The organism is Pseudomonas sp. BN505, from assembly GCF_029873175.1.
GTDB lineage: Bacteria > Pseudomonadota > Gammaproteobacteria > Pseudomonadales > Pseudomonadaceae > Aquipseudomonas > Aquipseudomonas putida.
In genome coordinates this window covers 55,057-80,527 of record NZ_SSOI01000050.1, presented here as the reverse complement: position 1 = coordinate 80,527, position 25,471 = coordinate 55,057, and the positions used below count along the sequence as shown (strand labels likewise).

At 62.4% G+C, this 25,471-nt stretch carries 25 protein-coding genes and 2 pseudogenes; 10 read left to right on the top strand and 17 right to left on the bottom strand.

Annotated elements, in window-relative coordinates; translation table 11 throughout:
- Positions 1-24: 24 nt before the first annotated feature.
- A pseudogene (locus E8E78_RS16395) lies at positions 25-264 on the top strand (hypothetical protein); the annotation flags it as partial.
- Positions 265-322: 58 nt separating this feature from the next.
- Here E8E78_RS16395 and E8E78_RS16390 read toward each other — a convergent pair.
- The 3 genes and pseudogenes from E8E78_RS16390 to E8E78_RS16380 form a co-directional block, all read right to left on the bottom strand.
- Positions 323-705, bottom strand: a pseudogene (locus E8E78_RS16390) (MerR family transcriptional regulator).
- Between the two features lie 166 nt (positions 706-871).
- The gene (locus E8E78_RS16385; protein ID WP_003253953.1) at positions 872-1,450 is read right to left on the bottom strand and encodes an NAD(P)H-dependent oxidoreductase; all 579 of its coding nucleotides are present in this window, start codon (positions 1,448-1,450) and stop codon (positions 872-874) included.
- A 751-nt stretch (positions 1,451-2,201) separates the two neighbouring features.
- Positions 2,202-2,636 carry a PRC-barrel domain-containing protein gene (locus E8E78_RS16380; RefSeq protein WP_060492524.1) on the bottom strand — a complete coding sequence of 145 codons (435 nt, stop codon included), beginning with the start codon at positions 2,634-2,636 and terminating at the stop codon, positions 2,202-2,204.
- A 580-nt stretch (positions 2,637-3,216) separates the two neighbouring features.
- Between E8E78_RS16380 and E8E78_RS16375 the strand changes: the two genes are divergently transcribed.
- Positions 3,217-3,732: an MgtC/SapB family protein gene (locus tag E8E78_RS16375; RefSeq protein ID WP_060492525.1), complete on the top strand. Its 516-nt coding sequence runs from the start codon at positions 3,217-3,219 to the stop codon at positions 3,730-3,732.
- Between the two features lie 40 nt (positions 3,733-3,772).
- Here the strand turns inward: E8E78_RS16375 and E8E78_RS16370 are convergent, their stop codons facing one another.
- From E8E78_RS16370 to E8E78_RS16360, 3 genes are all read right to left on the bottom strand, one after another.
- Positions 3,773-7,882 carry a CheR family methyltransferase gene (locus E8E78_RS16370; RefSeq protein WP_063426138.1) on the bottom strand — a complete coding sequence of 1,370 codons (4,110 nt, stop codon included), beginning with the start codon at positions 7,880-7,882 and terminating at the stop codon, positions 3,773-3,775.
- A 121-nt stretch (positions 7,883-8,003) separates the two neighbouring features.
- A complete protein-coding gene (locus tag E8E78_RS16365; protein ID WP_060492527.1) occupies positions 8,004-9,101 on the bottom strand; it encodes a mechanosensitive ion channel family protein in 1,098 nt (365 codons plus the stop codon).
- Positions 9,102-9,172: 71 nt separating this feature from the next.
- Positions 9,173-9,673, bottom strand: a complete 501-nt coding sequence (locus E8E78_RS16360) for a DUF4142 domain-containing protein (RefSeq protein WP_060492528.1) — start codon at positions 9,671-9,673, stop codon at positions 9,173-9,175.
- Between the two features lie 216 nt (positions 9,674-9,889).
- Here E8E78_RS16360 and E8E78_RS16355 point away from each other — a divergent pair, with 216 nt between their 5' ends.
- The 6 genes from E8E78_RS16355 to E8E78_RS16330 all read left to right on the top strand — a co-directional run bounded on the left by E8E78_RS16355 (position 9,890) and on the right by E8E78_RS16330 (position 14,572).
- A complete protein-coding gene (locus tag E8E78_RS16355) occupies positions 9,890-10,075 on the top strand; it encodes a hypothetical protein (protein WP_060492529.1) in 186 nt (61 codons plus the stop codon).
- A gap of 14 nt (positions 10,076-10,089) precedes the next feature.
- Positions 10,090-11,415: an iron-containing redox enzyme family protein gene (locus tag E8E78_RS16350; protein ID WP_060492558.1), complete on the top strand. Its 1,326-nt coding sequence runs from the start codon at positions 10,090-10,092 to the stop codon at positions 11,413-11,415.
- Complete coding sequence (locus E8E78_RS16345; protein WP_060492530.1) at positions 11,415-12,368, top strand: class I SAM-dependent methyltransferase; 954 nt, start codon at positions 11,415-11,417, stop codon at positions 12,366-12,368. The genes E8E78_RS16350 and E8E78_RS16345 overlap by 1 nt, the downstream gene beginning before the upstream one ends.
- Before the next feature lie 7 nt (positions 12,369-12,375).
- Positions 12,376-13,482 carry a carboxylate-amine ligase gene (locus tag E8E78_RS16340; protein WP_060492531.1) on the top strand — a complete coding sequence of 369 codons (1,107 nt, stop codon included), beginning with the start codon at positions 12,376-12,378 and terminating at the stop codon, positions 13,480-13,482.
- Positions 13,483-13,588: 106 nt separating this feature from the next.
- Positions 13,589-13,726: a PSPA7_2676 family Cys-rich small protein gene (locus tag E8E78_RS16335; RefSeq protein WP_169725120.1), complete on the top strand. Its 138-nt coding sequence runs from the start codon at positions 13,589-13,591 to the stop codon at positions 13,724-13,726.
- Positions 13,727-13,735: 9 nt separating this feature from the next.
- Positions 13,736-14,572 carry a Ku protein gene (locus tag E8E78_RS16330; RefSeq protein ID WP_060492532.1) on the top strand — a complete coding sequence of 279 codons (837 nt, stop codon included), beginning with the start codon at positions 13,736-13,738 and terminating at the stop codon, positions 14,570-14,572.
- A gap of 1 nt (position 14,573) precedes the next feature.
- Here E8E78_RS16330 and E8E78_RS16325 read toward each other — a convergent pair whose 3' ends face one another.
- From E8E78_RS16325 to E8E78_RS16300, 6 genes are read right to left on the bottom strand one after another with little or no spacing between them, the layout of a single operon-like run.
- Entirely contained in the window at positions 14,574-15,236 is a 663-nt protein-coding gene (locus tag E8E78_RS16325) for a glycosyltransferase (protein ID WP_060492533.1), read from the bottom strand.
- Entirely contained in the window at positions 15,233-15,832 is a 600-nt protein-coding gene (locus E8E78_RS16320) for an SAM-dependent methyltransferase (protein ID WP_060492534.1), read from the bottom strand. The genes E8E78_RS16325 and E8E78_RS16320 overlap by 4 nt, the downstream gene beginning before the upstream one ends.
- On the bottom strand, positions 15,829-16,599 hold the full coding sequence (locus E8E78_RS16315; RefSeq protein WP_060492535.1) for a PIG-L family deacetylase: 771 nt from the start codon (positions 16,597-16,599) through the stop codon (positions 15,829-15,831). Before E8E78_RS16315 ends, E8E78_RS16320 begins: the two co-directional genes overlap by 4 nt.
- Positions 16,596-17,621, bottom strand: coding sequence for a hypothetical protein (locus E8E78_RS16310; protein ID WP_060492536.1), 1,026 nt, complete (start codon positions 17,619-17,621; stop codon positions 16,596-16,598). The genes E8E78_RS16315 and E8E78_RS16310 overlap by 4 nt, the downstream gene beginning before the upstream one ends.
- A complete protein-coding gene (gene ligD, locus E8E78_RS16305) occupies positions 17,618-19,624 on the bottom strand; it encodes a DNA ligase D (RefSeq protein WP_244965062.1) in 2,007 nt (668 codons plus the stop codon). Before ligD ends, E8E78_RS16310 begins: the two co-directional genes overlap by 4 nt.
- Positions 19,543-20,082: a DNA polymerase ligase N-terminal domain-containing protein gene (locus E8E78_RS16300; RefSeq protein ID WP_244965061.1), complete on the bottom strand. Its 540-nt coding sequence runs from the start codon at positions 20,080-20,082 to the stop codon at positions 19,543-19,545. The genes ligD and E8E78_RS16300 overlap by 82 nt, the downstream gene beginning before the upstream one ends.
- A 154-nt stretch (positions 20,083-20,236) precedes the next feature.
- On the opposite strand from E8E78_RS16300, the gene E8E78_RS16295 reads away from it, so the two are divergent.
- Together E8E78_RS16295 and E8E78_RS16290 are read left to right on the top strand one after the other, a co-directional pair.
- Positions 20,237-20,698: a hypothetical protein gene (locus E8E78_RS16295; RefSeq protein WP_060492538.1), complete on the top strand. Its 462-nt coding sequence runs from the start codon at positions 20,237-20,239 to the stop codon at positions 20,696-20,698.
- On the top strand, positions 20,695-20,925 hold the full coding sequence (locus tag E8E78_RS16290) for a metallothionein (protein WP_081238088.1): 231 nt from the start codon (positions 20,695-20,697) through the stop codon (positions 20,923-20,925). Before E8E78_RS16295 ends, E8E78_RS16290 begins: the two co-directional genes overlap by 4 nt.
- An 81-nt stretch (positions 20,926-21,006) precedes the next feature.
- Here the strand turns inward: E8E78_RS16290 and E8E78_RS16285 are convergent, their stop codons facing one another.
- The 5 genes from E8E78_RS16285 to E8E78_RS16265 are packed head-to-tail and all read right to left on the bottom strand — an operon-like array spanning position 21,007 to position 25,311.
- The gene (locus E8E78_RS16285; RefSeq protein WP_060492539.1) at positions 21,007-21,435 is read right to left on the bottom strand and encodes a hypothetical protein; all 429 of its coding nucleotides are present in this window, start codon (positions 21,433-21,435) and stop codon (positions 21,007-21,009) included.
- Positions 21,436-21,462: 27 nt separating this feature from the next.
- On the bottom strand, positions 21,463-22,422 hold the full coding sequence (locus E8E78_RS16280; protein WP_060492540.1) for a lysylphosphatidylglycerol synthase domain-containing protein: 960 nt from the start codon (positions 22,420-22,422) through the stop codon (positions 21,463-21,465).
- On the bottom strand, positions 22,422-23,624 hold the full coding sequence (gene clsB, locus E8E78_RS16275) for a cardiolipin synthase ClsB (protein ID WP_063426153.1): 1,203 nt from the start codon (positions 23,622-23,624) through the stop codon (positions 22,422-22,424). The genes E8E78_RS16280 and clsB overlap by 1 nt, the downstream gene beginning before the upstream one ends.
- Positions 23,621-24,394, bottom strand: a complete 774-nt coding sequence (locus E8E78_RS16270) for an endonuclease/exonuclease/phosphatase family protein (RefSeq protein WP_060492542.1) — start codon at positions 24,392-24,394, stop codon at positions 23,621-23,623. Before E8E78_RS16270 ends, clsB begins: the two co-directional genes overlap by 4 nt.
- The gene (locus tag E8E78_RS16265; protein WP_060492543.1) at positions 24,391-25,311 is read right to left on the bottom strand and encodes a DUF72 domain-containing protein; all 921 of its coding nucleotides are present in this window, start codon (positions 25,309-25,311) and stop codon (positions 24,391-24,393) included. Before E8E78_RS16265 ends, E8E78_RS16270 begins: the two co-directional genes overlap by 4 nt.
- Between the last annotated feature and the right edge of the window lie 160 nt (positions 25,312-25,471).

The following is a 25,471-nucleotide window of genomic DNA, read 5'->3' as shown; positions in this document are numbered from 1 at the left end:
CAGTGAAGTCGCCTACTTTGACAATTGTTCTGGCTCAAGTCAGTCCGTCTGGGCATCCTCGGCATGCTGACGTTGCTGACCACGTCGGTGACGGTGTACGGCAGCATGTACCTGTTGGATATCGAGCTGAACATCGGTACCACACTGGTGACGTTCCTGGTGGTGGGCGTCGTGGATTACGCCGTTCACCTGCTGTCACGGATCAAGATGCTGGTGCAGAAGGGCATCGAGATCGACGAGGCCATCCTGGCGGCCATGCAGGGCGCCTGCGTGCTGAAAACGGCACGGGGCGCCATGGCCGTTCAGGGGCGGAGGAGCGGATTCAGCGGGCTTTTTCCAGGTGTTCGAACTGGCATTGCATCTGAGCATCTTTGAGGCTCAGCTCAAACTCAACCAAGCCGTCATGCACTTGCTGCAAGGCCTGGATTTGCCCCATCAATTCCTGCTTTTTGTTATCGATGGCCTGCATGGCCAGATCCCAGGGCAACTCCTGGCCGCGATGATCCTGCAGAATGGCCTGCATTTCCTTGAGCTTGAAACCGAGTTGCTGAGCGCATTTGATGAAGGTCAGCAGTTCTACGCTTTGCTGGCTGTAGATGCGGTACTTGCCTTCGCGTTGCGGGGGGGCAACAGGCCGATTTCTTCGTAATGTCGAATGCTTTTGACGGTGGTGCCCGACAGCTGGGCAGCTTTGCCGATGTACATGAAAATCCCTTTTTATGACGCATCAGAAGCGAAAAGATGTCGCGTGCTCGTACAGGCGCGCGACATCTTTGCACAAGCGTCAGGGTGTGGGAAGCCAAGTTGGACAAGGTGTCACAGCAGGGAGGCCCGGCTGGGCAGCGCAGGGGCACGGCCCGACCGGGGCCGATCAACGGCTGGCGACTGCCTGGACTTGCTTGAGCCAGGCTTCACGCTGTTCCGGCTTGGAGCCCAATACCGGACCGAAGGTCAGGGTTTTCAGGGGTTTTATGCCGCAGAACTCCAGGGTGGTCTTGCGCATTTGGTGCAGGCCCGGCATGCGATACACCCACCGGTAGTACCACGGCGGCGTGTCCATGGTCACCAAAAGGTGAGCCGTGCGGCCCTTGAGCAGCTTATCCGGGAAGGGCGAGCCCTTGCGGTACTTGAAGGCAAAGCCGGGCAGAAACACGCGGTCGAAGAACCCCTTGAGCAACGCCGGAATGCCGCCCCACCAGATCGGGTACACCAATGTCAGGTGTTCGGCCCAGGTAATGTCGTTCTGTGCGTTGATCAAATCGGGCTCAAGCAACTGGATCTGGTTATAGCCATCGTGCAAGACCGGATCGAAATCCAGGGTGTCCAGGCGCAGAAGGCGCACCTCATGGCCTGCTTGCGTGGCGGCCTCGACATAACGTTCGGACACAGCGCCGCAAAAGCTGTCGTTCGAAGGGTGGCCGAGGATTACGAGCATGCGTTTGCGCTTCATGACAAACTCCAGGTAATGAAGTGCCAAGGGTAAAGTCTGCCCCTTACGGTAGAGTCAAGCCTTGCCGGTCAGTGGTAGAGACAAACAGTCCAGCAGCGCTCGGCTGGCGCCCGGCAAACCGTCGAAGAGCGGGCGCAGAAACGCAATGTGCGTTGAGCCCTCACTCGCACTTGCAAGCTCCAACCGGCTTGAAGGGCTTGCGGCTCAAGATAGACGGCGAGGGCACTGTTGGCGTTGACGGCGACATAAGCGTGGCTGAGGGTGTCGTTGAACGTCAGGGGGGCGAGCCCTGTCAAGGCATGCTCGACCGGCATCACCAACACTGACGGGTCGCGATCACGCAGGGGGCATGCCGACCTGGGTGGAAGAGGTCAACCCGCAATCGCTGCGAAGTGATCTAGCAAAAAACCAATCCGACCGTCGAAAGTGGGTTAGAGACTGTCAGGATCCCCAAAAAACATTTGGAAAGGCCTCTGGAACGGCATTTCTGGCTTCAAAAAGCAGAAATGTACCCCCAAAAATACCCGCGATACCCCCAGCAGGATGCACGATCGAGAATGGCGATTTCTGACAGCTGTCGAGATGGTGCAGCTTGGATTTCAGTGTAACTCCATGGCGGTGTGGTCGAAAGCAGGACAGTGCCTCGTCCGTATGGAAATTTTTCCACACGGCTGCTATCGACCCAAATCCGCCTGCCACGACCCTGTTGGTCAGGATAAGCTTGGCCGGAAGCCCGGCCAAGCAGGGCCCATCACAGCCGGGGATCGCTTTCCCACGTGGTGCCGTAGTAGTCGTGGATACCTCTGCCCCAAGTCGGATCGCTCATGTTTGGCCAGTTGTCCTTATCGAAGCCTGGGGCGTTCTTCAGGCGGTCCTTGTCGGCATCAAGGACGAAGCGCTTGTTCACCGTGTCCAGGCGCAAAGCAGCCCACGGCACGGCGAACAGCTTTTCACCCATCCCCAGGAAACCGCCAAACGACAGTACAGCGTACGCAACCTTGCCGCTGGCGGTGTCCAGCATGATTTCCTTGATGTCGCCCAAGTCTTCGTCTTGCGTGTTATACACGTCGTTGCCGATGAGGGTATCCGCGCCCATCAGCCGCGGCCCCGGGCCGCGGTCTCCCTCGGCAGTGAAATCGGTCCGTCCCTTGTACATACCGTACTTGTCGCGCTCTTCGAAATTCATAGTACGCTCCTGGCCAGCGGCCACAGGCAGTAGAGCCTCTCGACTCTTTGTTCAAGGCTGCTCGAGTGACGCCGGCGGGAATGTCGGCGTCATCTCACATTTTATAACCGCGCGATATCCCTCGAGCATTTAGTAAGGCTCGTACGAGAAGCGGGCGGGACAGCGAGCGACGGAATAGGACACTAAGCTACGACAGCCCGGATGCGTTCTGCGGCGCTCAGAATAGGAGAGTGGTCAGCATAACCAGCCGTTCGCTATTTGCGACCAGTGGTGGGACATGGAGTCGACTGAAGCGGCTGCGACTGGCCGTCAATTCGGTCTGAACGCCTTACCGACAGCACAGCACGCGCTGAGAATATCTACGGCGACCTGCGAAACTTGATGCTGACCGTCAATTGCAGAGACGAACAAGAGGTTTGCCCACGAATACTGCAAGGCGACCACTTGAGCGTTCGATGCAGCAAACGTGCAGTGCTCGCAGTCACACTCTGTAACTGCCTCCGGAAGACCCGGCCATGCCCATCGAGATCGTAAAAAGCGCCAGCAGAGGCCGAACGTGTAAACGGCACGGACCCCATCCATGGATCTGATCTGGCAAACAATCCAGGCCGAATTCGCCGATATCGGCGATGTGCGTGAGGTCGTGCGGATTCTTGTACGCCTCGTGATGGCTGCCGTACTAGGCGCGGTGCTGGGTTTCGAGCGCGAGCACAAGGGCAAATCTGCCGGGGTGCGCACGCACATGCTGGTTTCGCTCGGCGCGGCGCTGTTCGTACTGGCACCGAGCACGGCAGGTGCCGATGCGCAGGCGCTCAGCCGGGTGATTCAGGGCATCGTTGCCGGTATCGGATTTCTGGGCGCGGGCACCATTCTCAAAGGCAATGGCCAGGACACCAGTCATGTCAAAGGCCTTACCACAGCTGCCGGGTTATGGATGACGGCTGCCATCGGTACGGCAGCGGGGATGGGACGCGAAGCCACGGCGCTGGTCAGCACGGTGCTGGCGCTGTTGGTGCTGGGAACGATGCCTTTGCTGGTGGACAAGGTTGAAGGGCAGGACGAAGAAAAACAGAAGGAGGAGGGCAGGAAGCACTGAGGGGCGTGAGTCGCCCCCGGTAAAGCCCATCTTCTCCTATTCAAACCGACGCTGAGCCATTCAGGCGCTCGATCGCGTCAATCAAGTCGTCATAACCCACCGGCTTGTTCAAGTGGCGGTCAAAACCGGACTGGCGAGACTTGTGTTGGTCCGCGCTTGCCCCATAGCCAGTCAACGCAATGGCAGGGATGTAGCGCAGATGCTCCAGGCCGCGCAGCGCCCGGATCAGAGCATGGCCATCCATGCCAGGCATGCCGATGTCGGAAATGATCACGTCGTAACGCGCATCTGCCGCCGACTGCAGCGCCAGTTTCGGGTCGCTGTACGCATCGACGTCGGCATCTTCCATCAACAGCAATTGTTCCATCACTTCCAGCACATCGACCGAGTCATCCACCAGCAGGATGCGAACCCCTTTCAGGCGACCTTCTGAGGGCAGCACTTCGCCCTGAGCCTGGGGTTGCTGGGTATACACGCACAAAGGCAGGGTAATGATGAACGTACAACCCTGGCCTATTCCGGGAGACTCCACGCTTACCGCTCCGCCATGGGCTTCTACCAATTGACGAACCAGGGAAAGGCCAATACCTAGCCCCTCTCGCCCATGGCCGGTGGGTGCAGCCTGGTTGAACAGCTCAAAAATATCTTCCAGGGAGTTTTGGGCGAGGCCTATGCCCTGATCGATGACTTCAAGTCGCGCCTGCTCATCCTGTCGAGCAAGTCTCAACAGAATTTCGCCATCGGCAGGGCTGAACTTCAGTGCGTTGTTCAGCAGGTTCCAGATGATCTGCTCGACACGGGTGCTGTCGGCCTCCACATAGACCGGTTCGCCATCGGCCGGCAGCGTCAGCCGAACACTTCGGCCGCGCTGCTCATTGCAGGCTACGGAGCAGATACCCTGCAGCACGGCGCACAAATCGACCGGCTGGGTCTTCAGTTTGAGTTTGCCCGTGCGGATGCGCGCTACATCGAGCAAGTCATCGATGATCCGCGCCTGGCTGGTGACCGCTTCGCGAATGACGTTGACCGCTTTGCTCGCCATGCCGGTACTTGTGACCGATGGTATACGTCGCAAGATATCGGCATTGAGCTGAATCAGGTTCAACGGGTGCTTGAGCTCGTGGGACATCACCGCGAAGAACTCATCCTTCATGTGGCTGGAGCTTTGTGACTCGGCCAGGCGCTTGCTTTGTTCGTCCTGCAGGCGCTTGTGGCCGGTCAGATCACGGGCGATCTTCACGTAACCGCGCAGGCTGCTGCCCTTGAGGCGTGAAACTTCACCACTGCAATAAAAGCGGCTGCCGTCCTTGCGCACATGCCAGCGTTCGTCCTGGCCGCGGCCATGCAGGCGGGCAGCGCGCAATTCGCGTTCCGGCTCGCCGTTTTCGCGGTCCTGCTCGGTGAAAATCAGCGCATAGTGAATGCCCAGCACTTCATCCTTGGCGTAGCCGAAGATCAGCGCAGCGCCCGTGTTCCAGTCGATGATCAGGCCTTGTTCGTCAAGCAGGATGATGGCGAAGTCATGGGTGCTCTCTGCGACCAGGCGCATGCGCTCCTCGCCTTGACGCAAGCGTTCTTCGGCTGCGCGACTCTTGGTGATGTCGATAAACGTCAGCACGGTGCCATCGACATTCTGCTCGCTGGCCCGGTACGGTAGCAGGCGCGCCAGGTACCAATGCTGGTCCTGGCCGATCACTTCACGCTCGATCGTGGTTTCGCGTTCGATCACGGCGCGCGCATCGTCCGCCAGGCCTGGGTATTCCAGACGATGGGTGATGTCGAGCAGCGAGCGGCCGGTGTCGACCGGCAGTATGCTGAAAATGGCGGTGGCCCCAGGGGTGAACCAGCGAATGTGCAAGTTGCGGTCGACAAACACGGTGGCGATCTGGGTGGAGGCGATCAGGTTGCTCAGGTAGTCGTTGATCTTGTCGGTTTCATCGACCTTGGTCTTGAGCTCGTAGTTGACCGTCAGCAGTTCTTCGTTGATGGATTGCAGCTCTTCCTTGCTGGTTTCCAGCTCTTCGCTGGCCAGGCGCAGCTCCTCGTTGATCGCCTGCATTTCTTCGTTCGAGGCCATCAGCTCCTGGCTGGAGATATCCGACTGCTCGATGGTTTCCTGCAACTGCTGACGGGTGCGCTGCAGTTCGCGCTCCAGGGTGTTCAACACCATGCCTTCGGTTTGCTGGATAGCAGGCGGGGTATGGGGATCAGCTTCGCGAACCTGAAAAACCACCAGCAGGCATTCGCTGCCACTGGGTTCGTCCTGGTGGGGCTGGACCTGTAACTGGACTTCGACGCGTTGATCGTCGACGGTGGTGATCACTGCGCCAGAGCTGACCGGCTGACCGGTGTTCTGGGCCTGCAACAGGGTACTGCGCAGGGCAGGGCGCAGCGGCGTGAGTACCAGGTTGAGCAGGCTGGGGCTGACTTCGCCACCGGCGTGGCGCAGGAAGCGGCCGACACCATCGCTCATGTGCAAGATGTTGCCGTCAGTATCGACGATCAGGCTGGGCGGTGTGCGTCTGGACAATGCACGGTGATGGATTTCAGCATAGGACAGCTTGCGCAGGGGCTTGGGTTTGGTGCGTACTGCTTGCGTGTCGGGCGCTTGAAGCCGCCCTGGGCGGCTCGCCGGTTCTACTTCCCTGGCGCGGAAGATGCGATGGCGCTTGTCCACGGCAATAAACAGGTCGGCCGCCACGTCCGCTGATTCCGAACTGCCCAGGAACAGGTAACCTCCTTTGCGCAGGGCGAAGTGGAACAGCCGCAGGATCTCCCGTTGCACTTCCCGGTCCAGGTAGATGAGCAAGTTACGGCATACCACCAGGTCCAACTGAGAGAACGGTGGATCGGACAACAGGTTGTGCCGGGCGAACAGGACTTTTTCGCGAATGTCCTTGCGTACCTTGTAATGCTGGTCTTCCTTGATGAAAAACTGACGCAACCTGGCCGTGGGTACATCGGTGGCGATGGCATCGGGGTAGACGCCCAGCCGGCCGACATTGATCGCGTGTTCGTCGAGATCGGTGGCGAACACCTGGACTTTGGTGCTGCGCTGCTCCATGGCCAATTGCTCGGTCGCCATCATCGCCAGGCTGTAGGCTTCTTCGCCGGATGAGCAACCTGCCGACCAGATGCGCACTTCGCGCTGAAGCTCTTCGTTGTCGTCATTGGCAAGGCCCGGCATCACATGCTGCTGCAATGCTTCGAAGGCTTCGCGGTCACGGAAGAAATTGGTGACCCCTATCAACATGTCAGCCAGCAATGCACGGCATTCCTCAGGATGCTGCTCGAGGTATTCGCGGTAACCGGCCAGGTCGGTCTGTGCAGTGACATGCAGGCGCCGTTCAAGTCGGCGCAGGACCGTCGCGCGCTTGTAGTGCTGAAAGTCGTGACCGGTGCTGGCATGCAGGCGGGCAAGGATGTCGTCGAGCAGTGGGTCGCATTGAGCCGGGTCGCCTGAACGCTCGCCCAGAGGCGGTGGGAGGCTGTCATCCTCGATTTCAGGAAGTTTCACGTTCTGTGCCGAGCGCCACAGCTCCAGCAGCTTGCCCGGAATCTCGGTTACCGGCAGGATCAGGTCGACCATGCCGGTGGCGATGGCAGCCTTGGGCATGTCGGGGTACTGGGCGTCATCGGGGGACTGCACCAGGGTTACGCCACCCTGTTCCTTGATGCGTGACAGGCCCACTGCACCATCGCTGCCGCTGCCCGAAAGCACCACGCAGAACGCATGGTCCTTGTGCACGTCGGCCAGGTCGCGGAAGAACAGGTCGATGGCAACATGGTCGCCGCGGCTGCGCCTGGCCGGGCTGACCCGCAGGTAGCCGTCATTGGTGGACAGGCGGTTGGCCGGTGAAATCACATAGACGTGATCACGCTCGATCGGTACCGGCTCGCTCACCTGGCACACCGGCATGCGCGTGACACGCTGAATCAGGCGGTCGGCCTGGCTCTGGTGGTCCGGCGACAAGTGCAACACTACAACGAACGCCATGCCGCAGTGCTCGGGGGCGTGCTGGAAAAACGCCTGGACCGCCTCCAGCCCGCCAGCCGATGCGCCGATGCCCACCACTGGAAAGTCCAGGTGGCTAGGGCTGAGCGCAGGGTTGTGCGGCGACGCGATGGAAGTCTTGCTGGACGATTTCATTGGCACGAGCCTTGTGCGAACCGGGAGTGAGCTTTGGCACCGATTATAGGCCCGACACCCTTCAGACGACGAGCGGGGTTCACGTTAGGACAGCCCTCGTTGGCCAAAGTGCCGCTATTTATCAGTGAGCCGGTGGCTCAGCGGGCGGCTGCGGCAGCGCGGTGACCTTGATGGCACGTACCGGCACGGCAAACTTGGCTCCGATCCGGGTGAAGCGCTCTAGCAGGTGGAAGTTGATGGCCTGCTGGATATCCATGTAAAGGTTGTAGCCAGGGTCCCGCACGATATAAACGCACTCGAACTCCAGCGCCTCTTTACCAAAGCCGCGCAGGTGAGCGCGGTCGAAGCGGACCTGCTGCTGGGCCTTGATTGCCTCCTCGACGATGGCGGGTGCCTTTTTGACCGCATCAGTGGGGGTGTCATAGGACAAGCCGAACTCGAACACGATGCGTCGTTCCTGCAAGCGCTTGTAGTTCTGGATCGTGCTGCTGATCATGCTGGCATTGGCCATGACGATCTGCTCACCGCCCAGGCTGCGGATGCGTGTAGTCTTCAGCCCGACATGTTCCACTGTGCCGGCCAGTGGGCCGATGACGATGAAGTCGCCGACTTCGAAGGGTTTATCGACGGCGATCGACAATGAAGCGAACAGGTCACCCAGAATGTTCTGCACGGCCAGGGCGACGGCAATGCCGCCCACACCCAGGCTGGCCACGAAGGCGGTGATATTGACGCCCAGATTGGACAGCATGGCCAGCAACACCACCGACCACAACAGCACGCGCGCGCCCCAGGCCGAAAGCGTGGCCAGCGCACTGCCTTGGTAAAGGCCGTCGGCGCTGTGCCGGCTGAAGTAGCGGGTCAGGCCCAGCGCGATGGCGCGATTGACCCAGAGGCCGATCTGCAGGGCAGCGACCACGAACCACAAGCTACTGACCCGGCCCAGCCAGCGCTCGGGCAGGTCCAGCATGCTCAAACCCACCAGCAGCGAAGCGAGCAGCAGCAGGCTGTTGCTGGTGCCGGCCAGTACCTTGGCCAGCACCTGACTCATTGCCCCGTCATGTTCGGACCAGCGCTGCACCCGGCGCATCAACAGGCCGATGACAGCTCTGGCAATCAGGAACGTCAGCACAGCAACGCACAGCGCCACCAGCAGGTTGAGGATGGAAATGCCGAAGAATGTGGTGTCGGTGAACAGTTCGATGATTCGATCATTCATGGGGAGCCCACCTCCAGATGGCTCAAGGCAGGGCCGCAGGGCGGCCCCTGGATAGCGTGGTGACGTGTGGGTTACTTGCCGTGGGTGGCTTGCAGCGCCTTGGCCTGTTCCAGATGGTGTTGCAGCGTTGGCAGCTTGTCGCTGGCGAAGGCCTTCAGCTCCGGCTTGTCGGAGGAGGCGGCCTCTTTCTTGAACAGTTCCACGGCCTTTTCGTGCGCGTCGATCTGATTATTGACGTATGACCGGTCGAAAGACTCCTCGCGCCATTCGAGGATCATCTTCTTGACCTTGTCGGTCAGCGCCGCTTCGTCGGGCACGCTGATGTCCAGCTTGCGGGCGATATCAGCGAGTTCCTGGTTGGCTTTGGTATGGTCCGTGACCATTTGCTGGGCGAATTGCTTGATGTCTGCGCTCTGGCTCTTTTCCTGTGCCAGGTTGCCGGTGACCACTTCGGCGATACCGGCTTCAGTGGCCGCATCGACGAAATCGTCCGAAGACGCTGCCTGTACTTGCAACGAAGCCAGGCCCATCAACAGGGTTACCCCGGCGATTTTCAAGAATGGTTTGTTCATCTGTCACTCCTTCGCTTGGTGGCTGCGACCTCTGTGTCGCACTCGGTTGAGCGGTGGGAGCAGGTGAAGGTTTAGTTTTTCTCGAATTCAGGGCCGCCGTGAGGGCGCAACCGGCGTTTCGGGCACCGCTCATCCGCTATGTCGGAATCAGAACGAATTCACGGGTACCGGTCGGACTCGTTGCTGTAAGTCTTCACAAAAACGAGAGCTCATCAGATGAAAAACAACCTGTTTGTCGTGCTGCTGTTGTCTGCCAGTTTTTCGCTGCTCGGAGGTTGCTTCGACCGCGACAAGGATCATCCGGCGAAGGATGCTGACCCAAGTAAACCGTCGCTTCAGATGCAGCAACCCACACCGTCCGTAACCAATCCTCCAGCTGAGACCAAACCGCAGAATCAATGATCGAGGTACAAGGCATGGTGGCAATGACACAGGCAGGTACCACGACCCACAAGGCCAGCGCAGGGCTTGAACGCCGCTATCGAGCGCTACTTGAGGGCCCTGAACCGACGGGCGAGGCCTGGCTGGAGGAGCAATTGCGTCATGCCCGTCTGCTTGTCGACGATCTGCCAGAGGATCCGGGGCTACTTGCGCAATGGGCCGATGCCCATGCAGGTTGTGTCGCCAAAGCGCATGCGGCCTATCTGGAACACCGGCGTCAGGGTGGGGCCCGCCGTTATTTTGCCAACCGTTCCCATGCCTTGTGGTTCCTGCAACAAGTCGCGCCGACCAAGGCGGTCGACGGTGCATGGCTGCACGGGGCCCTGTGGCACTGGCAGGACCCGCGCTTCCATGGGCTGATCCGCACCTTTCTCGAAGAGCTCGGGGACGGCGACCCACGCTGCAATCACGTGCTGATCTACCAGCGTTTGCTCAGCCGTCTGGGTTGCTCGCAGGAGCGGCCGCTTGATCCTGCTCGTTACCTGCAGGGCGCGCTGCAACTGGCGCTCGGCCAGCACTGCGAGCGTTTTCTTCCAGAAGTGATCGGTTACAACCTGGGTTACGAACAGCCCCCCTTGCATCTGCTGATCACCACCCACGAGCTGGCCGAGCTGGGTATCGACGCCCATTACTTCCAGTTGCATGTGACCATCGATAATGCCGCCAGCGGCCATGCGCGCCGCGCCATAGAGAGCTTCACCGAGCTGATGCGGGATGAGCGACCCGCGTTTTACGAGCGTGTCAGGCATGGTTACCGTCTTAATGACCTGGGGATCGACACGCCGTCGTTGATCGCCTCGTTCGACCTGCGGGCCGAATTGCTCGGCGCGCTGGAGCGCAAGCGCATCTATGGCCAGTGCATGCATTCGGACCGTTGTCGCCTGCAAGGACGCACCATCAACCAGTGGCTTGCCGAACCCGGCGCGATGCCTGATTTTCTGGAGGCGCTACAGGTTCAGGGTTGGATCAAGCGCGACACCGATCCCCGACAAAGCCGCTTCTGGTCGCTGATAGAAGGCCCTGTAGCGGCCATGTTCGGTGTGTTCGATGCTTATGAAAAGCAGCTTTGGCATGACTGGATCGCCGGAGACTGGCAAGGCGCAGAAATCCGTCGGGTGCCGCCAGGGCAGTGGGAGCACGCCTTGCAGTTGGCAGATGAAACACCCCTTGCGCCGCCTGCTGCAGACATGGCTGCGCTGATCGAAGCAATGGCTGGCAATCGGCATGCTACCCCGCAGGGCCTGCACGCCACCCGCGCGTTCATTCAGGCCACCGGCTTGATGCAAGGAGGGCTCTACTGATGCTGCTCGACCAGGACCAGATCCGTGCCGATGAGGCCTTGTTGCAGTTGGGGCGTCGACTGCGTGCCGACGGCTATCGTTTCACCTGTGTGACGCCGGCGACCCAGGCCAGGGTCAATGCCCGGGCCGATGCGCAGCAGGCGCGTACCTTGCGTGATGTGTTCGGCTGGAGTCGACCGTTTGCCGCGTCGCTGCTTAGCCCTGACGAACTGGAGCAGCTGCGCCTCGCTGGCGTGCTGGAGGCCCAAGGTGCGCTGTGGCGCAGCACTGTGCGCTGGTCCAGCCTGGACGATCTGTTGCTGGTACATGCTGCCTGGCCAACGGACAGCCGCGACGCGGTGTTCTTTGGCCCGGACAGCTACCGTTTCGCCCAGCTGATACACGATCATTTGAGAAGCACGCCCGAGCGCGTGCAGCATGCCGTAGACATCGGCTGTGGCAGCGGTGTAGGGGCGTTGCTGATCGCTCGCGCCGCCCAACACGCTCAGGTTTGCGCAGTGGACATCAACCCTATGGCATTGCGCTACACCGCCATCAATGCCGCCTTGGCCGGTGTGGCCAATGTTTCGGTCGAGCGCAGTGACCTGCTCAATGACATCGCAGGTACGTTCGACCTGATCGTCGCCAACCCGCCGTACATGCTCGACGCCGGACAGCGCGCCTACCGCCACGGCGGCGGCGCACTGGGGGCCGAGCTGTCGCTGCGCATCGTGGAGCAAGCCCGGGAGCGCCTGTCGCCAGGGGGCACGTTGCTGCTCTACACCGGTGTCGCCATCGTCGAGGGGCGCGACGCGCTGCTCGAAGCCATGCGGTTGCGCCTGGCAGGGCCTGCGTTCAGTTGGTTCTATCGCGAGCTGGACCCGGATGTATTCGGTGAGCAATTGCTTGAACCCGGTTACGAGCAGGTCGAGCGCATTGCCGCCGTGGCCCTGACCGTCACCCGTCGCGGCTGATAGCGTCGTGGCGCGGCAGTGCACGTTTGGCATCGAGGAAGAATACCTGCTGGTGAAGCTGGCCACCGGGCAGGTCATGGCGGCTCCGTCAGCAGCCGTGGCCAGCTGTTGTCGGGATGCGCTGGGCCCGTGGTTCGCCGAGGAAATGTTCCACAGCCAGATAGAGCTCGCTTCGCCCATATTCGACGCACTGCACCAGGCGCGTGATTTCTTTGGCGAGCGGCGTCAGCGCCTGGCCCAGGCACTGGCCGACGAGGGCGCCGGGCTGTACGGCGCGGCGAGCCACCCCAGCGCCCAGTGGCTGCGCCAACGCCCACGTGGCACCCCGCACTATCGCCAGTTGTTCGACGATTATCAGCTGGTGGCCCAGCGCAGCCTGTTGAATGGCTTGCACGTGCACGTTGGCGTACCGGTGGGCATCGATCGGATGCGGGTGATCAATCGGGTGCTCTACTGGCTGCCCTTGTTGTTGGCGCTCAGTACCTCGTCTGCGTATTGGGGCGGGGAGGATACCGGCTACATGAGCTACCGCCGCGTGGTGTGCGGGGAATGGCCGCACATGGGGCTGCCTGAGCCGTTGCCGGACTGGAGCGCGTACCAGCGCTACCGGGCATTGCTGCAACGGACCGGCAGCTTGGCCAAGGACGGCGACTTCTGGTGGGCGATCAGGCCCTCGCGGCGGTTCCCTACGGTCGAGCTGCGTATCTGCGATGGCTGCCCGCGGCTGGAAGATGCACTGGCCGTCGCCGGCCTGTTTCGCCACCTTGTCGAGCTGGCGCTGGCCCGCCACGATGACCCCGCCAGCCGCGAGATGCGCTGGGTCACCCAAGAGAACTACTGGCGCGCCCTGCGTCAGGGCCGCCTGGCCACCTTCATCGGTGTCCACGAGCAACAGCCGGTAAGCGCCGAAGGTTGGCTCATGCAGTTGCAGCTGCAATGCCCGCCGGACACTGCAGATGCCGAGCGTTCATTCATTCAGGCCCGGCACATCCTGCGCGAGGGCAGCAGTGCCGATCGCCAGCGGCAGGCCTTCGCGTTGGCCCGTGAACAGGGCCTGGATAACCGCCAGGCGATGCGCGCAGTGGTCGGGCAGGTGATGAGCGATCATCGGTAGGCCGGTGGCGAGCCGCTGCCCTTGGAAATCCGGATAAACCTTCGCGGCGCCTTGGAGTCAGTTTCAGTAAGGGCCCGGATACTCCAGAGGGCCAGGGAGGTGGCTGATGAAACTCTACTGCCTGCTGCGTGGCTGCCAATGGCGCAGCCTGCTGGTGTGTGAAGTCGCCGGGTTTCACTGCCAGTGTTGCGAACGCTGTGGCGCGCTGCGCTACAGCCAGCCCGGCCAACCCTTCAATACGTAGGAGCGGACCATGGCCCGGTCAATCTGGAAAGGCGCGATCAGCTTCGGTCTGGTGCACATCCCCGTCTCGCTGAATACCGCCGTGCGCAGCGAGCGTGTGGACTTCGACTGGCTGGACAAGCGCAGCATGGAGCCGGTTGGCTACAAGCGAGTAAACAAGGTGACCGGCAAGGACATCGACAAGGAGCACATCGTCAAGGGCGTGGAGTACGAGAAGGGCCGTTATGTGGTGATCAGCGAGGAAGAAATCCGCAAGGCCAGGCCCGAGGCGACCCAGACAATCGATATCTTCTCGTTCGTCGATGCCGGCGACATCCCGCTGCAACAGTTTGACACTCCCTACTACCTGAGCCCCGACCGTCGTGGCGGCAAGGTCTACGCCTTGCTGCGCGAGACCCTGCACAGCACCGGCAAGGTGGCCCTGGCCACTGTGGTGCTGCACACCCGCCAGCACCTGGCCCTGCTGCGCCCGCTGGAAGACGCGCTGGTGTTGATCACCCTGCGCTGGCCGGAAGAGGTGCGCGGGCTGGATACGCTGGAGCTGGACAAGAGCGTGACCGAGAGCAAGGTCGACAAGCGTGAGCTGGACATGGCCCGGCGCCTGGTGGAGGACATGAGCGGGCAATGGACGCCGGATGATTACCATGATGCGTTTCGCCAGACCATCCTCGACCTAGTGGAAGAGAAAGCCAGCAAAGGCAAGATCGAGACCGTGGACAAAGGCGAGGGCGCGACGGCTGAGAAGGGCGCCGACATCATCGACCTCACTGAACTGCTTAAACGTAGCCTCGGCGGAAAGACCAAAGCGAAGAAGCCGGCAGCCAAGCGACCGCGCAAGGCGTCATGAGTTATGCAAACGGCCCCTCCAGCGCCTTGAGATAGTCCCCAAAGCCCTCGCGCGCACGGCTGTCCACCCGGCTGCTGGTGGCCACGCTGTGCGCTGCGGTCCAGACGATCTGTGCGCCGCTGGCTTCGAGGGCGAGCACCAGATGCACATCTTCATGCGCCGGCAATGGCTGGAAGCCGCCCACGCGCTGGTAGGCCTTGGTGCATACACCGAGGTTGGCGCCATGGATATGTCGATGCCCGTCTCGTGCCTGATAACGGCTGCGGTACAACTGGCGTAACGCTGCGTTCTGCCACGGCTGCCAGCGTTCGATGTGCACCGTGCCGCACACCGCGTCCGCGCGCCATTGCAGTTGTGACACCAGCCAATGCCCAGGCACGCGGCTGTCGGCGTCGGTGAAGGCCAGCCACTGGGCACCGCGCTCGATCATCCACTCCGCGCCCAGCCGCCGGGCGATGCCGACGTTGCCGGCCTCCAGTTCCAGGGTATGCACGCCATGGCGGCGGGCGATGCGCGCGCTGGCGTCGACACAGCGGTCGAGCACCACCAGGACCTCCACTGCCAAGCCCGCCGCTTCCGCTTGCGCCACCGCCAGCTTGACGGCGGCCAGACAGTGCCCGAGGCGACGAGCTTCGTTGTGGGCGGGTATGATGACGGCGATCATGGGCAGGTCTCGTCAAGGTCCACCACGCTGGGCTGACACGACCAGTATTCGAGCAGGAAGTCTGCCTCCTCGTGGCGCAGCACTGGATAAAGTGGCAGATGCCTGGCCAGCAGGGCATGCACCTCGCGGCCATCCTGCGGGCAACCGGCGATGGGATGGCGCCAGTGGCAGGCCAGCAAACCACCGTCATACGCCAGGCTGGCCACCGATTGCTCGATCACCTGCAGCCAGTCGGTGGGGTCCAGGTAGTAGCCGATTTCGCTGAGCACGATCAGGTCGAACTGCCCGCCCGGCCAGTCGCCCGGCAGGTGGCCCTGTTCGACATGGGCGTGGCTCACACCTGCAAGCCGCTGACGGGCAAGGGCCACGGCGGTCGCGTCGATGTCCTGGCACGACAGGCTGGCGCAGCGTTCGGCCAGCAGGATGCTTAGCTCGCCATTGGCGCAGGCTGGCTCGAATACGCGTTCATAGCATTGGCGCGGCAGGCTGGCCAGGGTCAGCTCGCGCTTGCGCCGTTCGTACCAGCGGGTACGAAAGGCCCAGGGGTCATCGCTGCCGGCATACAAGTCGGCGAAGTACTGTGCGTCCAGGCTCATGTTGCCTCCGTTGACAGGAATATCAGCTCGAACGGTTGCAACAGGCAAGCCTGCAGCTGTTCTGACACAACCGGTGGCCGATCACCATCGGGCTGCAACTGGCTGGCATGTGCGGCAAGGGCTTGGCGCTTGAGCGCCAGATGCTCATCGCACAGCTGCAGGCGGTGAGCCCGGGGCCAGGGCAGGCGCGGGTCATCGGGGCTTGCCCAGTGCCAGGCCCAGACCGGGACCTCAGCCAGTTGTACACGCCTGGCCTGGGCAGCCTGGGCACAGGCGCGACCTGCTGCTTCGTGGTCGCAATGGCCGTCGCCGCGCCATGTGGTCAGCAGCAGGTCGCCAGGTTTGAGCAACTGGTTCAGGTGATTGACCAGGAAGGCTTCATCATGGGGCAGCGCGCCATCCTTGAGGTTGAGTCGTCGCCAGTCCAAACGGTTGAGGTCCAGCCCAAGCAGTTGCAGGGCATGGCGGCTTTCCAGTAGGCGCTGATGACGCAGGCGGCGCTCGGGCCATTGCGAGGAATGCGGGTGGCTGCCCTCGCCATTGGTAGCAGAAATCAGCAGCACGTCCTGTTCTCGTCCCTGGAAGCTGGCCAGCAGCCCGCCGGCCATGAAGATTTCGTCGTCCGGGTGCGGAGCCAGCAGCACCAGGCGCCTTCCGGGGGGGCACAACTGCTCGGGCAGCGTCCAGCTGGCGCGGGCCAACTGAGCAGAATGCTGCCAAGCGCCCCATGGCGTTCCTTGCGCAGCCTGTATCAAGTTCTGGCTCATAGTTGCCATGCTCCCGCCGGCAGGCCGGTCAGTTGCCGGCCCAACTCGGCCAGGTCGCGTTCGGCATGGCTCTGGCGTATGTATACCGGCAGGTCGGCACTGAGCCGGGCGAAATGGCTGCTGCAACAGAACGGCGTGGCACCGAGCGCCCGGCCGACATGCTGAATGACCTGCTCGACCGCCTGCTCGACCTGGGCGCGGGTGCGCCGCACCTCGAAGCTGGCGTCGTCCTGAGGGTGGAGGTCGATCCAGGTGGCGCATTCGCGAAGGGCGGCACGGGCACCGTACAAGGCAGCATCGACTGCGCCCAGATGCGCATCGGCATGCGGGTCGCGCCGGGGTTTACGGCAATGTTCGCGAAGGTAGTCCGCCAGGGCCTCGGCGGCGCCATACCAGCAAGCGGCGATACCCGCGCCGCCTTGCCAGAAGCCGGGCCGGGACAGGTACTGGCCGGGCGAACCGATGGCCAGCCCTGGCGAGTCGTCGAATTCGATGACGACACTGCGGGTGGCGGCCATGCCTACGGCCTGCCAATGCTCGGCCAGGATGCGCTGGCTGGGATGAGGCAGTTCGATGGCCACCAACTGAGGCTGGTCGTCTTCCCAGGCCGTGAGCAGGGCACGGTCGACCTGCAACGCGCCCGAACACCAAGCCTTGCGGCCTTGCAGGCGCACGCGTTCACCGTCCCGCTCGACGATGTATGCCCGGGCATCTGGCGGCTCGGCGGCCCACACGCCCCAAATGCCGTTGGAGGCATGCTGGGCGGCACCGCATTCGGCGAGGATCGCCAAGGCGTCGGTATGGCCTTCATAGAGTTTGGCCAGGCTTAGATCGCAACCGGCGACCCGCGCCAGGACGCGCCAGCGTTCGAGCGTGCAGCCCTGGCCGGGCAACGGGAGCACGTCGAGCCGTTCGCCCTGCAAGGCCTGCATCAGTTCTATTAGCGAAGCGTCGCGTTCGATGGCCTGCGAACGGTGAGCAAAACGGTGTAACAACGAATCGAAGTGGGTCAGTTCCATCATGCAATACCCAACTGCTTGCGCATACGCAACGTGATCGACTGGCGTGTCTTGCCCATTTCGGCCCACGGGTCTTCGACCTGTGCAAGCCGCGTGTGAAGGTTGCCGATGTTCCACTGGTTGGCACCCTTGAGCTGGCTCAGTTCCTCACGCCAGATCGGCACCGACACCGGCAGGACCTCGCGGGCCCGCAGCGAGTAGGCGGCAACGGTGGTGGCACCCTTGCCGTTACGCAGATAGTCGATAAAGATCCGCCCGACCCGGTTCTTCGGCCCGGACACGGCGCTGAGACGATCAGGGAACAGCCCGGCCATGTGGTTGACCAAGGCATGGCTAAAGTCCTTCACCTCGTCCCAGCCAGCGCGTCGGGTCAAGGGTACGACGAGGTGCATGCCCTTGCCGCCGCTGGTCTTGAGAAACACCTTCAGGCCCAGTTCGTCGAGCAGGGTAAGGATCAACTGGGTGGCCTCAAGCATGGCTTTCCAGGGCAGCGCCGGGTCAGGGTCCAGGTCGAGGACAAAGCGGTCGGGTTTATCGAAATCCTTGGTGGTGGCATTCCAGGTGTGCAGCTCAAGCGTGTTCATCTGCACCGCGCCCAGCAGGCTGTCGGCGCGGTTGAGCACCATGGCCGCCTGGCCGGCCTGGGCCTTGTTGTAGCTGAGCACCTTGGGAATATGCAGCTGGCCGGCGTTTTTCTGGAAGAACAGTTCGCCGTCCAGACCATCCGGGGCCCGGACGAGGGCTACAGGCCGGTCCTTCAGCTGTGGCAGCAGCCAGTCGGCGACCTGAGCGTAGTAGTGAGCGACCTCGCGCTTGGTGGTACCCGTGGTTGCGTCGACCACGCGGTCGGGGTGGGTCAGGCGCAGGGTGCCCAGGTTCTCGGGTTCTGTCTGTGCTGCGCGCTTGGTGGGCATTGCTCGCTCCAGGTCGATGGCGGTGGCAGGTTTATCGTCACGCAGGCCGTGGAACACCGAGTGGCGAACGATGCCTTCACGGGTCATCTGGGCATAGGCGACCTCTGCCAGCAGCTGTGGTTTGAGCCAATGCACGCCGCGGGCTTCGGCACCGGTGGGTGGTTTCGGCAAGGGCGATCTGTCGGTTTGCAACGGCTTGAGGCGGGCGTGAATGCTATCCAGGGTGGTAGCGCTGAAACCGGTGCCGACCTTGCCGGCGTAGCGCAACTGGCCGCTGCCGTGGTCGTGCAGGGCCAGCAGCAGGGCGCCGAAGCCGTTGCGGCTGCCTTTGGGGTCGGTGTAGCCTACGATCACGAATTCCTGGCGCTGCTTGCACCTGAGCTTGATCCAGTCGCTACTGCGCCGGCCAACGTAGGGGCTATCGGCACGCTTGCCGATCAGGCCTTCGAGTTCCAGCCGGCAGGCGCTATCGAGCAGTGACTCGACGGGTTCCTCAAAATCGGCGGAATACCTGAGTACCTGCGATGCATGGCCTTCCAGTAACCGGGCCAGGCTGTCGCGACGCCGTTTTAGCGGCAGTGCACGCAGGTCCTCGCCACCCAGCCAGGGCAGGTCAAACAGGTAGTAGGTGATGCGCTCGTCATGCTCGGTGTCGAAGGCGTTCTGCAAGGCCTGGAAGTCGGCCACGCCGTTGTCGTCGACCACTACCATCTCGCCGTCCAGCCATGCCGAGTCCAGGCCCAGGGCCTTGAGCGCCTCGACCTGCCGGGGCATCTTCGCACTCCAGTCGTGGCCATTACGGGTAAACAGGCGTATGTCGTCACCGTCGATACGCGCCAGGATGCGGTAGCCGTCGAATTTGACTTCGTAGCGCCAATCGCCGCTTGGCGGGGAGTCGACCAACGTGGCCAGTTGCGGCTGGAGCGTATCCGGCAGGGGTTTGCGGCCGACTCGCTTGTGCCTGGCGGTGGTCGCCTTGGCCGGGCTGCGCGGGGGCAGGGTACGTTCGCTCAGCACGCTGTCCGGCAGGGCCTCGACAATGCTGTAGTCCGTTTCACTGCGTGCCTGCCCATCATGAGACTTGACCAGCATCCACTGCTCTTTCTTGCCGGCCAGGTGAGTACGGAACAGGTTCCAGACCCCTGACAGTTTTTCGCCCTGCAGGCGAAAGCGCAGCTTGCCCTTTGCATAGGCTTCGCGTGGGTCGCCTTCGGGCTCCAGACACCCCTGTCCCAGACGATCACATCGCCTGCGCCGTAGTGGCCTTCAGGGATGCGCCCTTCGAAATCGGCGTAGTCCAGTGGGTGATCCTCCACATGCACTGCCAGGCGCCGAACCTTGGGATCCAGTGAGGGGCCCTTGGGGATGGCCCAGCTCTTGAGGGTGCCGTCGAGCTCCAGGCGAAAATCGTAATGCAGGTGGCTGGCATCGTGCTTCTGGATGCAGTACTGCAGCGCATGGGCCGAGCGGGGACAGGCGCGTTTACCAGCCGGCTCGGGCGTGGCATTGAAGTCGCGCTTGCGCTGGTACTCCTGCAGGGGTTTGGCCATGACGGGCTCCGGAAGGGTTCGCGGGTCTCAGGATTGGGAGGCGGCGGTGGCGCGAGGAGTTCAAAAAATGCGAGGGGTGAGGGCTGGCAGAAACTCTGAATCATTTGCCGCCGGGGAGAGTCGACCGAGTGAAGCCCACAGACGGAGAACGTTCATGTCCACACCCGATGACCCAAGACCGCCCATTGAGATCGACGACACCGAGGACCGCATGGGCAGCGTCCACGAGCTGGATTTCAGCGAACGCCGCGATGAACGCCAGGGGCGTGTCGGCGACGAGCGTCCGGCGCGGGAGATCGCCGAGGATTACCCGCCCCGGCGTGTCGCCGAAAGCGGCATGACCGGCGGCGAGGCGCTGAGCGACAGCCTGCACGAGGACAATGTCACCCTCGATGACCTGAGCCCCGATACGCTGCTCGATGAGACCGGTGCCCGCGATCCGCATGAGCCTGGCAGCGGCGGCCCGGCGGACAAGACCTTGCGCCAGGTGGAGGCCCACGAGATCGGTGCCGGTTCCGGCCTGGACGAGGCCGAACTGGCCCGCTCCGCGCCGCTGGACGGCGAGCTGTGGACCGATGAGGTGGTACCCGATGATGAAGGGAGAGAGCCGAAATGAATGAGCAACGTTGTTCCTGCACCCATTGTTCTTGCACCGTGGATGCCAATGCTGTGGTCCAGGATGGCAAGGCCTATTGCTGCGAGGCCTGTGCGAAGGGCCATCGCAATGGCGAACCCTGTCGAATGAGCGACTGCAAGTGTGGTGAGTTGGCTGAGTCGAAAGAGTCCAATGTCGATAATGCACTGGAGGAAACATTCCCGGCGAGCGATCCGATTTCGCCATGAGGCCAGTTGCTGCCAGATGTGAGACGGGAGTTGGGATCATGTGGAAACTCACCCGTCACGCATCTGGTTTGAGTTACGCCCTCAATGGGTCTGCCAGACACCGTTATTGCGTTCGCAATCGCTGCGGGCCTGGCCCAGGCTAGGGGTGTCGTAGTAGTAGGTGATGATCCGCGCATCCTTGGGTAGTGCAGGGCGGGTGGCAGGTTCATCACGCCCAGCGGCATCGGGGTTGGCCAGTGTCTCCTGCGTCAGTGGCGCGATACAGCTGCCAACGCTGCCGTCGGGGCAACGCTCAACCCGACGCTTCTCGTTGTTCAACATCTCTTTGCTTTCGTTGCTGCACGACCAGGCAATCGCCTCAGCGGGAATGTTGCCGTAGCTGTAACAGGTGTGTTGCTGCACGGGTTTGACCGCCTCGCTGGATGAGCGGGTAACCACGTCGCAACCTTCGGCCAACACCTGCCCGCAGCTCAGGGTGCCCAGCATTGCCATGTACAGAGCGAATCGCATGATATACCTCCCGGGCACCAAGGCCCGTCAGCGCTTGTCGAGGGCTGCCCCGACCTGCTTGCGCAGGGCCTTGGCGCGCTTCTCGAGAACCAGGTAGGTCACCACCGCCAACAGCAGCGGGATCAGGTAGTACAACGTTCGATAGCCCAGCAGCGCCGCGACCAGGGTGCCTTGGCCTAGCTGGCCGTGGAGCAGCGCCAGGAATACGGCCTCCAGTACGCCGAGCCCGGCGGGAATATGGGCGACCACCCCGGCCACGCAACTGATCAGCAACACACCCAGCACCGAGGGATAGAACAGCTCAGCGGGCAACAGCAGGTGAATCAGCGCTGCCATCAGCGCCCAGTTGCTTGCGCCCAGCGCGACCTGGCAGAGCGCCATACGCAGGCTTGGCAGGGTGACTTCGTGCCCGCGCAGCGCCCACGTGCGCCGCGTGGCGAAGGCGCAGGCGCACAGGTAAGCCAACGCTATCGCCACCATCAATACGCCGATCAGGCGCAGGCCGCTGGCACCCACCGCCCAGCTTTCCGGCAGCTTCACGAAGCCCAGGGCGAATACCGAGCCGGCCAGCAGCAGGTAGCCCATCCAGTTGGTCAGTAGCCCCAAGGTGAGGATGCGGGTGATGGTCGGGGTATCCAGGCCCAGCCGGCTGTACAGGCGATAACGCAGGGCCACGCCACCGACCCAGGTGGTGAAGTTGAGGTTGAACGCATAGCAGACGAATGCTACCGGCAGCACTTGACGGGCCGGCAGGCGGTGGCCGGTGTAGGCGCGGGCGAGCAGGTCGTAACTGGCGAATACCAAGTAGCTGCACAGGGCCAGCAGCAACCCCAAGGCCAGGGTCGAGGGCCGGTACGCCAGCAGCGATTGGCGGACTTCGTTCCAGTCCAGGTTGCGCGCGAGGGAGAACAGCAGCACTGGTATCAACACCAGAAACAGCACGGTCAGAAAGCGTTTGCCCCATGTCTTCCAGCGGGTAGTGGCCATCAGGTCTTGCCCCCGTGGTAATCGGCCGGGGCCTCGCCGTCGGCTTGCAGCGACTGCAGGCGCTGCCGGTGCGCCGGAAACCAGCCGGCGATCTGCGGGAAATAGCGCGTGATGTGAAAGCCCAGGAAGATCAGCGGAGCACGCCACCAGTAGCCGCGCACCATGCGCTCCAGCGTCACGGTCTTGCAGTGCTCCCGGCTCAGTTCGGTCAAGTGCTGGTACAGTTGTTCGTTGAACGCGGGGTCGCGTATCAGCAGGTTGGCCTCAAGGTTAAACGACAGGCTCAGTGGATCGAGGTTGCTTGAGCCTACGGTGGACCAGTCGTTGTCCACCAACGCAACCTTGCCGTGAAGCGGCCGCTGGCAGTACTCATGGATGCGCACGTCGTCGCGCAACAGGTAGTTGTAGAGCAGCCGCGAGAGCGCGCGTACCCAGCGCATATCCGGTTGCCCCTGGAGGATCAGCGTCACCTCGACCCCGCGCCGGGCGGCGTTGCGCAGTTCGCGCAGCAAGCGGTAGCCGGGGAAGAAGTAGGCGTTGGCCACGACGATTCGTTGCCTTGCTTCACGGAAAACCTGAAGGTAGCAGGCTTCGATATCGTTGCGATGGCGCTGGTTGTCGCGTTCCACCAGCACGGCGCTGGCCGGGCCTGAAGCGATGCCGCCCGGCGCAATCCTGCTGGCGGCATCCAGCACCGGTGCGAGCATGCGGCAGGAAGAAGCATGCACCTGGGCCACCACTGGGCCGACGACCTCCACGGCGTAGTCCTGCTTGGCCTGTGGGCCGAAGTCACCCAGGTGGTCGGCACTGTAATTGATGCCGCCGATGAAGGCGCGTTGACCGTCGATCACCAGGATCTTGCGGTGCAAGCGGCGAAACAGATTGGTGCGCATGCCCACCAGCCGTGGTTGCGGATCGAACGAATGGAAACGCACCCCGGCCTCGGTCATCGATGAGATGAAATCGTCAGGCAGGTCGGCGGTGCCGTAGCCGTCCACCGCCACCTCGACCCGCACCCCGCGTCGCGCGGCATCGATCAGGGCCTGGCGCAGGGGCTGGCCGACTTTGTCGTCGTAGATGATGAAGGTTTCCAGGAGGATTTCCTCGCGTGCCTGGGCCATGGCCTCGAATACGCGGGGGTAATACTGCTCGCCGTTTATCAGCAACTCGACGCGGTTGCCGTCGCACCAAGGCAGCTTCATAGCGTCACCTGCGCCACCAGCGGGGCATGGTCGGAGAGGTGTGACCACGGGTATCTGGACAACACCCGTGCTTCGCAAGCTTGTGCGTTACGCAGGTAGATGCGGTCCAGCCGCAACATCGGCAAGCGCGCGGGAAAGCTGCGTGCCGGCTTGCCGAAAGCCTCCACCAGGTGGCCCGACAGCCTCGCATCTGCTTTCAGGCGCCAATCGTTGAAGTCGCCAGCGACGATGACCGGCTCATCCGGCGGCAGGCTGTCAAGCAATGCCTGCAGCAGGCCGACCTGCCGCTGACGATGCGCTTCACGCAGGCCCAGGTGTACGCAGACTGTGTGCACCTGTTCATGGCCCGGCACTTCCAGCTGGCAATGCAACAGGCCCCGTTCTTCGTTGCCATGGACCGAAACATCCAGGTTGTCATGGGCACGGATGGGAAACTTGGACAGCAGGGCGTTGCCATGGTCGCCATGGGGGTAGACCGCATTGCGGCCATAGGCGAACTGCGGCCACATGCTGTCGGCGAGGAATTCGTACTGGGGTGTCTTTGGCCACTTGGGATGGCGCTCGGCATGGTGTTGATGACTGCCGTGCACCTCCTGGAGAAACACCAAGTCGGCGCCGGTCGAGCGTACCGCCTCGCGCAGTTCCGGCAAAATGAAGCGGCGGTTGAACAGGGTGAAGCCTTTGTGCACGTTAAGGGTCAGTACCGTCAGGCGATGTACGGCGGTGACCTTGTCGATGATGCAGCGGGGGGCGGGCAGTGTCGGGTTCATAGCGGCTCCTGCGGCTCGACGCCTGGTTCGGTCGCCAGCTCGCCGTCAAGGCCTAGCTTGTCCAGCAGGCGGCGGGCATCGTAAGGGGCATGGACTTTCTGGTCGTTGTCGAAGTAGCAGTAGACGTCACGGGAGGTGCGTTTTGCCGGGGCGCGACGCACCACACGCTGAGCATCCTCAGGCTGACCGCCCGCAGCCCAGGCCTGGATGCGCAGGCGCCAGCGGCGCAGTGCCCTGGCCGTGTAGCCGCTGCTGTACAGTTCGACATCGCCATGCAGGCGCAGGTACATGAAATCGGCCGTGACCTCTTCGACATAGGGCCATTTGCCGGCGCTGTCGGCGACCACCAACGCAACCTTGTGCTTGCGTAGCAGGTTGATGAAGGTGTCGCAGAGGAAGCTGGGGTGGCGGATTTCCACGGCGTGGCGCAGGCGCGCATTACCCGGCACGGCCACGCCGCCGTTGCCTTGCAGGCGTTCTGCGGCGTGGCGCGCAATGCTGCGGGCGGCTTTGCGGTCGCGTGGCAGCTTGGCCAGAAAGTCGCCGAAGCGCTGCGCGTCGAATTTCAGGTTGGGGGGAAACTGCCACAGGAAGGGGCCGAGTTTGTCGCCCAGCAGCAAGGGGCCCGATGCGAAGAAGTTGGCAAGCGCCTCGTCGATTTCGCGGAGCCTGCGTACATGAGTGATGTAGCGCGGCGCCTTGACTGAGAAAACGAAGCCCTGCGGTGCCTCGTCACGCCACTTGCCATAGCGCTCGGGCGTTTGCAGGGCGTAGAACGAACCGTTGATTTCGATACTGTTGACTGCCCGTGAGGCAAACGCCAGCTCGTCGTCCTGGCGCAGCCCCTCGGGGTAGAAGTCCTTGCGCCATGGGCCATAGCGCCAACCGGAAATTCCAATGCGGATCTCGCTCACCATAGCCCCCTGAGCTCCTGTGCTTAACAGTAGCGACAGGCAGCAGGACGAGATTGTTCACCGGGATTGACGAGTGGATGGCTATGCAAAATTGGGAACTTTGCCGGTGTTGCAATCCTCCACCGGATGCCAGGGTTGCACCGCGGTACACCACGAAGGAGGC